Below are 13,683 nucleotides of genomic sequence, written 5' to 3'. Positions count from 1 at the left end.
GAGTGTAATGCCATTAGTCGCCTACGTCGGCGACACCGCGCCCTTTAGCGCGGCGGCCTGCGGTGTCGCACCGCGCGTCAGCCTGGCCTTTTCCGTGTTCGGCCAGAGCAAGAGCAGGCCGAGCAGGCCGGAGCAGACCATGATCACGGCGTTGATGGTGAAGCCGGTCATGTAGCCGTCGATGGTGCTGCCGGCGCGCTGGATCGTCGCCCCCATCACGGCCGGCGCGATGACGCCGGCCAGCGTGTAGAGCGCGCCATAGATCGCGAGGATGGCGCCGCGCTGCGAGGTTGGTGTGAACTCGCCGAGCATGGGCGGACAGACGACATAGATCGCCCCGCACAGCCCCGATCCGATCACGAGCAGCGCGATCTGCAGGCCTGCGCCCTGAACGTGCGGCATCGTCGCCAGGATCAGTCCGCCGATCACCAGCGGCACCGAGCCGAGCACGCCGCGCGCCGCGCGGGTGTTGTAGCCGCGCGCCATCATCACCTGCGAGATCCACCCGGTGAGAATGACGATGGTGGCGCCGAACACCCAGGGCAGGATCGAGATGAAGCCGGCCTGGCTCTGCGAGAAACCGAGCCCCTTGACGATGAACGGCGTGAACCAGGTCAGGCCGAGCGACAGCGCCCAATAGGCGCCGAAGGTCGCCGCGACGCAACCGATGAAGGTGCGCGAGGTGAGCAGCTGCAAGTAAGGGATTTTCTGCTCGGTCGCCGCCAGGACCTGCGTGTCCTCCAGCGGCCCCTCCTTGCCGAGTGCGAGCCAGGCGCAAACCCAGATCAGGCCGACGACGCCGAGCGCGCCGAACGCATAGTGCCAGGAATGATTGACGATGACCCAGTTCAGCGCCGGCACCGCCAGGATCACGCCGAAGGCCGAGCCTTGCGACAGGATCGCGGTCGGCAGCGTACGCTTCTCGTCGGGAAACCATTTGTAGATGGCGTGCGCGGCGACCGAGAACGCCGGGCCTTCGCCGGCGCCCAGCACGATGCGGCAGATCAGGAGCGTCGTGAAGGAGACGGTGCCGACCATCGGAAACTGCGCCAGCGCCCAGACCACCGCGAGAACCAGCAGCACCCAGCGGGTCGGAACCTTGTTGACGATGAAGCCGACCACGATGGCGGCGATCGAGAACAGAAAGAAGAACGAGGAGCCGAGCAGGCCGAACTGCTCCGGGGTGAGCTTGAGATCGGTCATGATCGGCACGCCGGCGAGGCCCACCACGATCTTGTCGGCGAAGTTCACGAGCATGAAGAGGAAGAGGAGGAAGGTGATGGTCCAGGCGCCCTTCGGCGTCGCGCTTGACACCCTCGCCGACTTGCCCGCCGCCTCTGGCGTTCCCTGAGCGCTCATGAATCCCCCCGTCCTTGTCTCTTGGTCTTTTGGCACTTTTTTGATTTGGCCGCCTTGGAAGCTAACAACGGCTTCGAGAGCAACGCAACCAGCATTTCCCCGGCAGGTGTGCTACGCAGCAATTCCGCTAATTCCGTCCGGCGCCATTCATCGTGCTGAGCATCAAGAATCTCTCCAAGACCTTCTCCTCGGCCGGCGAGCCGGTCCACGTGCTGCGCGGCGTCGATCTCGACCTCAGGGCAGGCGAGCGCGTCGCACTGACCGGCGAGTCCGGTAGCGGCAAGAGCACGCTGCTGCATCTGATCGCGGGGCTGGACGCCGCCGATGGCGGCACGATCCGGCTCGAGGACGTCGAGATCACTGCATTGTCGGATGCGGGACGGGCCCGCCTGCGGCGCGACAGCATCGGCCTCGTCTTTCAGCAATTCAACCTGATCCCCAGCCTGTCGGTTGCAGACAATCTCGCTTTCCAGGCGCGGATCGCCGGCCGACATGATGCAGCCTGGTCCAAGGAGCTGATCGAGCGGCTCGGGCTAGGGAGCCTGCTCAAACGTTATCCAGAGCAATTATCAGGCGGCCAGCAGCAGCGGGTCGCGATCGGCCGGGCGCTGGCGACCAAGCCTTCGCTGCTGCTGGCGGACGAGCCGACCGGCAATCTGGACGAAGCCACCGCCGAGGATGTGCTGGCGCTGACACGCGATCTCGTCGCGCGCACCGGCTGCGGCTTCCTGATGGTGACGCACAGCCTGCATCTCGCCGGCACGCTCGATCGCCACCTCACCTTGCATGCGGGACGGATCGCATGAGGCGCGCGCTCTGGATCCTCGCGGTGCTGCTCAGCCATTGGCGGCGTCACAAGATGCAGTTCGCGACGCTGCTGGTCGGGCTGATCGCGGCGACCGCGCTGTGGAGCGGCGTGCAGGCCATCAACCAGCAGGCCCGCACCGCCTATGACCGCGCCGCGGCGACGTTCGGCGGCAGCCGCACCGCGATGCTGGTGGCGCCTGATACGGCGACCTTTTCGCAGGACTTGTTCGTCAAGCTGCGCCGCGCCGGCTGGCCGGTGTCGCCGGCGCTGGAGGGCCGGGTCCAGATCAACGGTCGCTCGCTGCGGCTGCTCGGGATCGAGCCGGTGACGCTGCCGGTCGATGTCGGCAATGCGCCGCGCCTTGGTGCCGCGGATCTCGGCAGTTTCGTTGCACCGCCGGGTCAGACTCTGGTGGCGCGGGAGACGCTGAGCGATCTGCGGGCGCAGGAGGGCGCGGCGCTTCCAACCAGCGACGGCGCAACATTGCCGCCGCTGCGCGTGCTGCCGCAGCTCGTGCCCGACGTGCTGGTGGTCGATATCGGCGTGGCGCAGCGCCTCCTCAACAAGCCGGACCAGGTGTCGCGGCTTCTGGTCGGCAAGCCCAGAAGCACGCCTGCGCCGCTCGCCAGCGTGGTCGGCGACCAGTTGCAGCTGATCGAGCCGAGCGCGGAGACCGAGCTCGAGCGCCTCACCGACAGTTTTCACCTCAACCTCACCGCATTCGGCCTGCTGTCGTTCTTCGTCGGCCTGTTCATCGTCAACTCCGCCGTCGGCCTCGCCTTCGAGCAGCGGCTGCCGATGCTACGCACCTTGCGCGCCTGCGGCGCCTCGGCCCGGCTGGTCAACACGGTGCTGGTGATCGAGCTGGTGGTGCTGGCGCTGGTCGCAGGATTGATCGGGCTTGTCTGCGGCTATTTCATCGCCGCCGTGCTGCTGCCCGACGTCGCGGCGTCGCTGCGCGGGCTCTACGGCGCGCAGATTCCCGGGCAGCTTTCCTTACGGCCAGAATGGTGGCTCGCCGGCATCGGCATCAGCATTGCGGGTGCGCTGGTGGCGGCGGCGACCAGCCTGATCAAGGCGATCCGGATGCCGGTGCTGGCGACCGCGCAGCCGCGCGCCTGGCAGCAGCGGCAGCGTCGCTGGCTGGTGCTGCAGAGCTGTGCGGCCTGCGCCGTGTTCGCGGTCGCGCTGTTGCTGCTGCGCTTTGGCGAATCGCTGATCGCGGGCTTTGGCGTGCTGGCGGCCCTGATGCTGGGCGCGGCCCTGATCCTGCCGGCGTTGCTCGAACTGCTCCTGCTCGCAGGCCAACGGACCGCGCGACAACCGCTGGCGCTGTGGTTCTGGGCCGACAGCCGGCAGCAGCTCTCCGGTCTGTCGCTGGCGCTGATGGCTCTGCTGCTCGCGCTTGCCGTCAATGTCGGGGTCTCCACCATGGTGGAGACGTTCAGCCGCACCTTCCTCGGCTGGCTCAACGGACGGCTCGCGGCCGACGTCTACATCAGTGCCTCCGACAATGCGCAAGCTGTCGCGATCCGGAGCTGGCTGCGCGAGCGCAGCGAAGTGCAGGCGATCCTGTCGGGCGGACGGGCCGAGACGCAGGTTCAAGGCCAGCCGGTGGAATTGCTCGGCCTGCCCGATCACGCACTCTATCGCGAACGCTGGCCGCTGCTGGAGACCGCGCCGCGCGCCTGGACCCGGCTGGTGCCGGGCAATGCCGCCTTCATCAGCGAGCAGCTCAGCCGCCGCCTGAACGTGCACATCGGCGACGTGATCGAAGTGCCCGCGCCGGGAGGGACGTGGGAGCTCGACATCGTCGGCATCTATGCCGATTACGGCAATCCCCGGGGACAGCTGACCGTGAATGTTGCGGCACTGATCCGGCAGTTTCCGCAGACGCCGCAAACGCGGATCGGACTGATCGTCGCCAGAGAGAACATCCCCGGCCTGATCGCGGCCCTGCAGAAGCAGTTTGCACTCGGCGAGCGCAACGTCGCGGACCAGGCAACCGTGAAGGCGGAATCGATCCGTATCTTCAACCGCACCTTTGCGGTGACCTCCGCGCTGAACGCGTTCACGCTCGGCGTCGCCGGCATCGCGCTGCTCACCAGCCTGCTGACGCTGGCGAACTCGCGTCTGCCGCAACTCGCACCGCTGTGGGCGATCGGCATCACGCGGCCGCGTCTGGCTGCAATCGAACTGACCAAGACACTGTCGGTGGCGCTGTTCACGGCGCTGCTGGCGGTGCCACTGGGGCTGGTGGTGGCGTGGTGCCTGATCGCGATCGTGAACGTGAAGGCGTTCGGCTGGCGGTTGCCGTTCCATGTGTTTCCGCTGCAGCTGGTCGAGCTGGTCGCGGTCGCGCTGATCGCCTCGCTGTTTGCGGCATTGCTGCCGATGATCCGGCTGGCGCGAATGCAGCCGACGAGCCTCGTCAAGGTGTTTGCCAATGAGCGCTGACGGGATCTCACGGCGCGCCTTTGCCGGCGGCATCGCGGCGCTGACGCTCGCACGCCGCGCCGGCGCGCAAGGTTATGCCGGGCTCGGCGAGACCGCGGACGGCTTTGCGAAGGTGACGCCGGGAAAGATTTTTGCCTTCCCCGCCGATCACGGCCCGCATCCGGAGTTTCGCATCGAGTGGTGGTACCTGACGGCGAACCTCAGGGACGGCAGCGGTGCGGCGTGCGGCCTGCAATGGACGCTATTTCGTCAGGCGGCGCAGCCGGGCCCGCAAGGCGAAGGCTGGGCCAATCAGCAGATCTGGATGGCGCATGCCGCCGTGACGCGGGCCGACACCCACCGCTTCAACGAGGTGTTTTCACGCGGCGGGATCGGGCAGGCCGGCGTCACCGCAACCCCGTTTGCAGCCTGGATCGACGATTGGGAGATGAAGGGTCTCGATCGCACGGACGATCGCAGCCTGGCGCCGCTGACGCTGAAGGCGTCGAGCACCGATTTCAGCTACGCCCTGACGCTGGAGGCCGATCGTCCGGTCGTGCTGCAGGGAGATCGCGGCTACAGCCGCAAATCGGAGCGCGGCCAGGCTTCCTATTATTACAGCCAGCCGTTCTATCGCGCCCGCGGCACGCTCACGATCGACGACAAAGTGGTCGATGTCTCAGGTCAGGCCTGGATGGACCGCGAATGGAGCAGCCAGCCGCTCGACACCGATCAGACCGGCTGGGACTGGCTGTCGCTGCACCTTGCGTCCGGCGACAAGCTGATGCTGTACCGGCTGCGGCAAAAGGACGGCAGGGATTATCCGTTCGGCAATTGGATCAGCGCCGCCGGCGAAACGAAGATGATTGCGGGCGGCGACATCCAGATGATTCCGAAAGCGACCGCTGAGGTCGCAGGGCGCAAGCTACCGGTGGAATGGCAGATCGCGATCCCGTCGCGATCCTTCGCGATTGCGTGCAAGCCGCTCAATCCCAAGGCCTGGATGGGGACTGGCTTTTCCTATTGGGAGGGACCGATCGGCTTTGCCGGCACGCATGACGGCGTTGGCTATCTCGAGCTGACGGGCTATTGAAGCGGCGACCTCTTCAAAGGATTCCGCGATGTATCATTTCACCGCCCTCGTCACGCTGCTGGCGATCGCATTTTATTTCTTCACCGCCATGAACGTCTCGCGCTCGCGCAGCAAGACCGGCGTCAAGGTGCCCGCGATGTCGGGCCATCCGGACTTCGAACGCGCCTTCCGCATCCAGATGAACACGCTGGAATGGATGCCGATCTTTCTGCCGGCGCTCTGGCTGTTCGCGGTCTATATCGGCGATGCCGCCGCGGCCGGACTCGGCGCGGTCTGGATCATCGGCCGCATCGTTTATTTCATGGGTTATTCCAAGGCCGCCGCAAAGCGCGGCCCAGGCTTCATGATCCAGGGCATCGCCGCCATCGCGCTGTGGGCGGGAGCACTGGGGGCGGTGGTGCTGCGGTTGGTGTGAGGCGATCTGCCGCCACATATCCCGCTGTCGTCCCGGACAAGCGAAGCGCAGATCCAGGACCCATATCCACAGGAAGAGGTTGTAGCGCGAGCAGGTAACGCCGAGTCCCCGTAACCACATCTGCCTGGGGTTATGGGTCCCGGATCGGCGCGCGCTTGAGGCGCGCTTGTCCGGGACGACGCCGAGTGTGTAGCGCTCGCTGTGCCTCTTCCTGCTATTTCGTCAGCGGGCAGCCGCTGTCCTTGGCGGTGAAGAACGCCTTGTCGCCGGGGACGGTGGCGAGCAGCTTGTAATAGTCCCAGGGCTTCTTCGACTCCGCGGGCTTCTTGACCTCGAACAGATACATGTCGTGGACCATGCGACCGTTCTCGAGCACCTTGCCGCCCTGCGCGAAATCGTCGTCGACCGGAAGCTCCTTCAGCTTCTTGGCGACGGCATCGGGATCCTTGGTGCCGGCAGCCTTGACCGCCTTCAGGTAGCTCAGCGTCGCCGAATAGGTGCCGGCCTGGATCATGTTCGGCATCCGGCCGGTGCGCTTGAGGAAGCGTTCGCCGAGATTGCGGCTCTTGTCGTTGACGTCCCAGTAATAGCCCTCGGTCAGCACCAGGCCTTGCGCGGCCTGCAGGCCGAGGCCGTGCACTTCGGCCAGCGTCATCAAGAGGCCGGCGAGCTTCTGGCCGCCAGAGACGATGCCGAACTCGGAGGCCTGCTTGATCGAGTTGGTGGTGTCGAGGCCGGCATTGGCGAGGCCGACGATCTTGGCCTTGGAGCTCTGCGCCTGTAGCAGGAAGGAGGAGAAGTCCGAGGAGTTGAGCGGCACGCGCACCGAGCCGACCACCTTGCCGCCGTTCGCCGTGACGATCTCGCTGGTGTCCTTTTCCAGCGCGTAGCCGAACGCGTAATCCGCGGTGAGGAAGAACCAGGTGTCGCCGCCGGCTTTCGTCAACGCGCCGCCGGTGCCGACGCCGAGCGCGCGGGTGTCGTAGGCCCAGTGGAAGCCGTAGGGCTGGCAGGCATCGCCGGTCAGCCGCGAGGTCGCGGCGCCGACCACGATGTCGATCTTCTTCTTTTCCTTGGACAGCTCGTGGATCGCCAGTGCGACCGAGGAGGTCGTCAGCTCCGTGATCATGTCGACGTTCTCGACGTCGTACCAGCGCCGCGCGATCGAGGTCGCGAGGTCAGGCTTGTTCTGGTGGTCCGCGGTGACGAGCTCGACCTTCTGGCCCAGCACCTCGCCGCCAAAATCCTCAATCGCCATCCTGGCAGCTTCCACCGACCATTTGCCGCCGTAATCGGCATAGACGCCCGACTGGTCGTTGAGAATGCCGATCTTGACGCCTTGCGCGGACGCCGGCGCCGCCAGCACCAAAGCAGAGGTTGCGACGGCGGCCAAAAGTGCTGATTTCATCTGTTAGCTCCCAGCAGTTTTCTGTTTTGAAATCGCGCGGATATTAGGGAAGAACCCCGCGCCTGCCCATCCATTTCAAGTTGGTCGTTAGTATGGGATTCTGCGCGCCCAATACCCGCTGTCGTCCCGGGCAAGCGCGCCTCAAGCGCGCGCAGATCCGGGACCCCCGCGCGAGCGCTTGCGCTCGTCGCGACCCCAGGGAGGAGTTTGGCGAAGACTCGGAGTTGCCAGCATCGCCCCACACTTCTGCCTGTGGTTATGGATCCCCGCGTTCGCGGGGATGACGGCGGAGGGTGTGGAGGCGCCGGTGGCCAGCACTTGCCTCTAAGAGGCCGCCGCCTCCGGCTTCTTCCCCTCGTTCCGCCCTTCCGCCAGGTTCCGCACCACCACATAGAAGATCGGGGTGAAGAGCAGGCCGAACAGGGTGACGCCGATCATGCCGAAGAACACGGCGACGCCGACCGCCTGCCGCATCTCGGAGCCGGAACCGGTCGAGATCACCAGCGGCAGCACGCCGAGGATGAAGGCGAACGACGTCATCAGGATCGGCCGCAGGCGCAGGCGGCAGGCCTCGATCACGGCCTCCAGGCGCGGCTTACCCTCGTTCTCGATGTCGCGCGCGAACTCGACGATCAGGATCGCGTTCTTGGCCGCCAGCCCCACCAGCACGACGAAGCCGATCTGGGTGAGGATGTTGACGTCCTGTCCCATGAGGCGCACGCCGATGGTGGCAGCCAGCAGACACATCGGCACGATCAGGATCACCGCAAACGGCAGGGTCCAGCTGCCATATTGCGCGGCGAGCACGAGGTAGACGAACAGCACGCAGATCGGGAACACGTAGAGGCCGGCATTGCCGCCGGTGATCTGCTGATAGGACAGGTCCGTCCATTCGAAGGTAAAGCCGCTCGGCAAGGTGTCGTCCGCCAGCTTCTTGATCGCGTTGAGCGCCGTGGTCGAGCTGGTGCCCGGCGCCGGCTCGCCCTGGAGCTCAGACGCGGCATAGAGATTGTAGCGCGCGACGCGGTCAGGACCCGAGACGTCCTTGAATTCGACCACGCTGCCGAGCATCACCATGTCGCCGGAAGCATTGCGGGTGCGCAGGCGCGCGAGGTCGCTGGGTTCTTTCCGGAACGGGAAGTCGGCCTGCGCGGTGACGTGATAGGTGCGGCCGAACAGGTTGAAGTCGTTGACATAGGTCGATCCGAAATAACTCTGGATCGTGTCGTTGATGTTGGAGATGGGAACGCCGAGCTTCTGCGCCTTGGTGCGGTCGATGTCGACGAAGAGCTGCGGCGTATTGGCCGTGAACGGCGAGAACACGGAGGGGCCGAGCAGCGAGGGCGATTTGCGCGCCGCGGCGACAAGCTCGTCGGTGGCCGCAGCGAGCAATTCGGGCCCGCGGCCCTGGCGATCCTGGATACGGATGGTGAAGCCGCCACCGGTGCCGATGCCGGGCACGGCCGGCGGCGGAATCACGATGATGAAGGCGCCCTGGATCGCGGACAGTCGCTTGCGCAGATCGACCGTGATGGCGTTGGCCGAAAGCCCCTTCTTGATCCGCGCCTCCGGTTCGTCGAATACCGGGAACAGCGCAGCCGCGTTACCGGCTTGCGTGCGCGTCGCGCCGGAGAAGCCGGCAAAAGCCGCAACGCGGACGATACCCGGCGTATCCAGCGCGATTCGCTCGATCTCGCGCACGACCTCCGTGGTACGCGCCAGCGAGGCCGCGCCGGGCAACTGCACGGAGACGATGACGTAGCCGCGGTCCTGCGCCGGGATGAAGCCTTGCGGCGTGGTTGCGATCAGCCAGCCGGCGCTCCCGATCAGCACGACGTAGATCAGGAGCATCATCATCGAGTGCCGGATCACGAAATTGGCAAGGCCGGCATAGCCGTGCGCCAACCGGTCGAACACGCGGTTGAACACCCCCGTGAAGGCATTCCAACCTCGTGCTATGACGTTCCAAGCCGCCGGCGGGCGCTTCGCTTCATGCGGAGTGAGGATTTGCGAAGCCAGCGCCGGCGACAGCGTCAGCGAGCAGAAGCAAGAGATCGCGGTCGCAACCGCGATGGTGACGGCGAATTGCTGGAAGAACTGCCCGGAAATGCCGCCGAGAAACGCCGTCGGCACGAACACCGCGCAGAGCACCAGCGCGATCGAGACCAGCGCGCCGCCGACCTCCTCCATGGTCTTCAGCGCGGCGTCGCGCCGGCTCAGGCCGTGCTCGAGATGCCGCTCGACATTCTCGACCACCACGATGGCGTCGTCGACGACGATGCCGACGGCGAGGACAAGGCCGAACAGCGTGAGATTGTTGATGGAGAAGCCGAGCGCCGCCATCACCGCGAAGGTGCCGACCAGCGACACCGGGATCGCGATGATCGGAATGATCGCGGGCCGCCATCCCTGCAGGAACACCAGCACCACGACGACCACTAGCAGCATGGCCTCATAGATGGTCTTGATCAGCTCGTGGACGGACTGCGCGATGAACTCGGTCGGGTTGTAGCCGATATTGTAATCGAGACCCCTAGGGAAACTCTCCTTGAGCCTCACCATGGTGTCGTTGATGTTCTTTGCGGTGGCGAGCGCGTTCGATCCCGGCCGCTGCGTCACCAGCATGGCGACCGCGGATTTGCGCAGCAGGAAGCTGTTGGTGGAGTACGCCAGCGCACCGAGCTCGATGCGGGCGACATCGCGCAAGCGCACGACGCGGCCGTCGGAGCCCGCCTTGATCAGAATGTCCTCGAACTGCTTCTGGTCCTTCAGGCGCCCCGTGAAGGTGAGGTTGGGCTGGAAGGCCCGATCTGCGATCGGCGGCTCGGCGATCTGCCCGCCGGCGATCTGCACGTTCTGGGCCCGGATCGCCGTCAGCACTTCGGCCGAGGTCAGGCCGAGATTGGCGATGCGGTCAGGATCGAGCCACAGCCGCATCGAGTAATCGCGCGCGCCAAAGATCTGGATGTCGCCGACGCCGTCGAGGCGCAGCAGCTGGTCGCGGACCTGCAGCAGCGCATAGTTGGAGATGTAGAGCTGGTCGAAGGTGTCGTCCGGCGACAGCATGAACACGACCATGAGAATGTCGGGCGAGTTCTTGCGGGTGGTGACGCCGTTGCGCTGGACCTCCTCGGGCAGCCGCGGCTGCGCGATCGCGACGCGGTTCTGCACCAGCACCTGGGCCTTGTCGAGGTCGGTGCCGAGCTTGAAGGTGACGGTGATGGTGAGCTGGCCGTTCGAGGTCGCCTGGCTGTACAGATACAGCATGTCCTCGACGCCGTTGATCTCCTGCTCGATGGGAGCTGCCACCGTATCGGACACGGTCTGTGCGGAAGCGCCGGGATATTGCGTGGTGACGACCACGGTCGGCGGCACCACTTGCGGATATTCGGAGACCGGCAGCGTGGTGTAGGCGAGCGCGCCGACGATCAGGAGCACGATCGACAGCACCATCGCCAGGATGGGCTGGTTGATGGAGAGACGGCCGAGATTCATGATTTGCCACCGGCCGGAGCTTGCGCGGTCTGCGGCGCGACCTTGGCGCCGACACGGGCGCGCTGGATGCCGTTGACGATGACACGGTCCTCCGCCTTCAATCCTTCGCGGATCACGCGCAGGCCGTCGTCGAGCGGTCCAAGCACAACGGGACGCGCCTCGACCGTGTCGTCGGGCTTCACGACGAACACGATCTTGCGGGACTGATCGGTCGCAACAGCGACGTCCGGAATCAGCAGCGCCTCATAAGGCGCGCTGCCGATCAGCCGGACACGGCCGAACTGGCCGGGCAGGATCGACAGGTCCGTGTTCTTGATCACCGCGCGGCTGCGCAGCGTGCCGGTGGAGACGTCGAGCCGGTTGTCGAGGAAATTGATGGTTCCTTCGTGCGACGGCTTGGTTTCGCCGGCGAGCGTCACTTGCACCGGGTTGGCCGTGTCGCGCGAGCTCGGGCGGCGGCCTTCGAACCACAACTTGCTGTATTTGATGAAAGTTGCCTCATCCATGTCGAAATAGACGTAGATCGGATCCAGCGTGACGATCGACGTGAGCAACGTCGACGTGCCGGTATCGCTGCCCTGCACGAGATTGCCGGGACTGACGAGGTGGCGGCCGACCCGGCCCGTGAGCGGCGCTGTCACGTGGGTGAATTCGATGTTGAGTCGTGCAACCTTCAGCGCGCCCTCGGCCTGCATCTCGGCGGCGTGCGCGGCCTGGAGGGCCTGACGGCGCTGGTCCACGACCTGCTCGGAGACGGCACTGCTCTGCACCAGGCTGAGGCCGCGATCGAGCTCGCGCTTGGCGAGCTCCACCTTCGCCCGTGCATCCGAGAGCTGTCCCTCCGCCTGCGTGGCGACTGCCTCGAACGGACGCGGGTCGATCACGTAGAGCAGATCGCCCTGATGCACGATGGCGCCGTCCTGGAATTCGACCGAATTGACGAAGCCGCCAACACGCGGGCGCACCTGCACCTCCTCGACCGCCTCGAAGCGCCCGGTGAACTCATCCCAATCGGTGACTGTGCGCTTGACCGGCTGGGCGACCGTCACCGGCGCGGGCGGCGGAGCCGTGGCTTGCGAGGCCGGCTGGCCGCAACTTGCGAGTGCGAATGATGCGGCGAGGAGGCTCGCCATTGCGTAGCGCCGTGACTGGAAGAATTCGTGCTTTTTGACAAGTCGCTTGCTTCCGTCCGGTCCGCTCATCCCAGGTCCTCGCATCGCCCTCGTCGCAAAAGCCGCGGAAAACGCAGGGTAGGCGATTACCCGCGGGTGTTCCAAGATGGGTTGAGTTCATGAACACTTCAAGACCAAAGCGCACGCGCGACTTCCGCGCCCGCCCTGGCCGGATGGCGGGTTGACAGGGTGCGAGTTGGGTGCGCGGGAGGGCCTTCCTTCGCGTCTGCCCGCACGCGGGCAGACGCGAAAAGAAGCCAGCGTCTTCGCACATGACGGACGCGGCGGGCTCGGTTAGATTGCCCGCACAAAAACAAGGCAAATTGTCCGGGAGGACAGGCGTGCACCAGGGACGTGTCGTTTTCGGCGCGATCGAGGAGGTCGTGTTCGGCCATCCCTCGGCCGGCGCCATCGTCGCGCAGATGGACCGGCTGGGAACGCGCCGCGCCTTCCTGATGGTTTCGGGCACGCTCAACCGGCAGACCGACGAAATCGAAAAGATCAAACAAGCGCTGGGCTCCCGCTGCGCAGGCCTGTTCGACGCCATGCCGGCGCATACGCCGCGCGAGGCGGTGATTGCGGCCACAAATGCAGCCCGGGAGGCTGGAGCTGATCTGATCGTCACCGTCGGCGGCGGCTCGATCACCGACGGCGCCAAGGCGGTGCAGCTTTGCCTTGCCAACGACATCACCGATATCGACGGCATCGACCGCATCCGCGTGCACAAGGGCATCGCGCCCGAGATGAAGGCGCCGACGGTGCGGCAGATCAGCGTGCCGACCACGATCGCCGGCGGCGAGTTCAGCGCGATCGCCGGCGTCACCGACCGAGCCACGCATGTGAAGCAGATGCTGCGGCATCCACTGGCGGTGCCGCGCGCGACCATCCTCGACCCGGCCATCACCGTGCACACGCCGGAATGGCTGTTCCTGTCGACCGGCATCCGCGCCATCGACCATTGCGTCGAGGCGATCTGCTCGCGTGAGACGCATCCCTATGCCGATGCGCAAACGGTGAAGGGCCTCGCCATGCTTGCCGATGCGTTGCCGCGGGTGAAGGCCGATCCGTCCGACCTCGACGCGCGGATGGACGCACAGATCGGCACCTGGCTGTCGATGGGCGCCCTTGCCGCCGGCGTGCCGATGGGCGCGAGCCACGGCATCGGCTACGTCCTGGGCGCGGCCTTCGACGTGCCGCACGGCTACACCTCCTGCATCATGCTGCCGGCGGTGATGCGTTGGAATGCCCGCGACAACGCCGAGCGGCAGATGATCGTCGCCGCCGCCATGGGCTTTCCCGGCCACGCCGCCGCCGACGTGCTCGACGCCTTCATCCGCTCGCTCGGCATGCCGCGCAGCCTTGGCGACGTCCGCGTCACGCCGGAGCATTTCGAGACGATCGCCGAACAAGCGATGCGCACGAACTGGATTCCGCGCAACCCGCGCAAGATCGAAGGCCCTGCCGACGTTCGCGAAATCCTGCTTCTCGCAGCATGAT

The 13,683-nt window shown here is 65.9% G+C and carries 9 protein-coding genes; 5 read left to right on the top strand and 4 right to left on the bottom strand.

Annotated elements, in window-relative coordinates; translation table 11 throughout:
• Nucleotides 1–21: 21 nt before the first annotated feature.
• Nucleotides 22–1,359: an MFS transporter gene (locus SE92_RS25270; protein ID WP_063199437.1), complete on the bottom strand. Its 1,338-nt coding sequence runs from the start codon at nt 1,357–1,359 to the stop codon at nt 22–24.
• Between the two features lie 152 nt (nt 1,360–1,511).
• Between SE92_RS25270 and SE92_RS25265 the strand changes: the two genes are divergently transcribed.
• The 4 genes from SE92_RS25265 to SE92_RS25250 are packed head-to-tail and all read left to right on the top strand — an operon-like array spanning nt 1,512 to nt 6,111.
• A complete protein-coding gene (locus SE92_RS25265; RefSeq protein WP_063199434.1) occupies nt 1,512–2,165 on the top strand; it encodes an ABC transporter ATP-binding protein in 654 nt (217 codons plus the stop codon).
• Complete coding sequence (locus SE92_RS25260) at nt 2,162–4,624, top strand: ABC transporter permease (RefSeq protein WP_063199431.1); 2,463 nt, start codon at nt 2,162–2,164, stop codon at nt 4,622–4,624. The genes SE92_RS25265 and SE92_RS25260 overlap by 4 nt, the downstream gene beginning before the upstream one ends.
• Nucleotides 4,614–5,696: a lipocalin-like domain-containing protein gene (locus SE92_RS25255; RefSeq protein WP_063199428.1), complete on the top strand. Its 1,083-nt coding sequence runs from the start codon at nt 4,614–4,616 to the stop codon at nt 5,694–5,696. Before SE92_RS25260 ends, SE92_RS25255 begins: the two co-directional genes overlap by 11 nt.
• A gap of 28 nt (nt 5,697–5,724) precedes the next feature.
• Nucleotides 5,725–6,111: an MAPEG family protein gene (locus SE92_RS25250; RefSeq protein ID WP_063199426.1), complete on the top strand. Its 387-nt coding sequence runs from the start codon at nt 5,725–5,727 to the stop codon at nt 6,109–6,111.
• 214 nt (nt 6,112–6,325) lie between these two features.
• Here the strand turns inward: SE92_RS25250 and SE92_RS25245 are convergent, their stop codons facing one another.
• From SE92_RS25245 to SE92_RS25235, 3 genes are all read right to left on the bottom strand, one after another.
• Nucleotides 6,326–7,519: an ABC transporter substrate-binding protein gene (locus tag SE92_RS25245; RefSeq protein ID WP_063199423.1), complete on the bottom strand. Its 1,194-nt coding sequence runs from the start codon at nt 7,517–7,519 to the stop codon at nt 6,326–6,328.
• A gap of 324 nt (nt 7,520–7,843) precedes the next feature.
• The gene (locus SE92_RS25240; protein ID WP_063199420.1) at nt 7,844–11,014 is read right to left on the bottom strand and encodes an efflux RND transporter permease subunit; all 3,171 of its coding nucleotides are present in this window, start codon (nt 11,012–11,014) and stop codon (nt 7,844–7,846) included.
• Nucleotides 11,011–12,216: an efflux RND transporter periplasmic adaptor subunit gene (locus tag SE92_RS25235; RefSeq protein WP_063199417.1), complete on the bottom strand. Its 1,206-nt coding sequence runs from the start codon at nt 12,214–12,216 to the stop codon at nt 11,011–11,013. Before SE92_RS25235 ends, SE92_RS25240 begins: the two co-directional genes overlap by 4 nt.
• Before the next feature lie 311 nt (nt 12,217–12,527).
• Between SE92_RS25235 and SE92_RS25230 the strand changes: the two genes are divergently transcribed.
• Nucleotides 12,528–13,682 carry an iron-containing alcohol dehydrogenase gene (locus SE92_RS25230; RefSeq protein ID WP_063199414.1) on the top strand — a complete coding sequence of 385 codons (1,155 nt, stop codon included), beginning with the start codon at nt 12,528–12,530 and terminating at the stop codon, nt 13,680–13,682.
• Nucleotide 13,683: the final 1 nt, after the last annotated feature.

Origin of the sequence: Bradyrhizobium sp. AT1 (assembly GCF_001590795.1) — a bacterium.
Classification (GTDB): Bacteria; Pseudomonadota; Alphaproteobacteria; order Rhizobiales; family Xanthobacteraceae; genus Bradyrhizobium.
The sequence above is the reverse complement of the archived record's forward strand: the minus strand, read 5'-3'. Positions and strand labels throughout refer to the sequence as shown.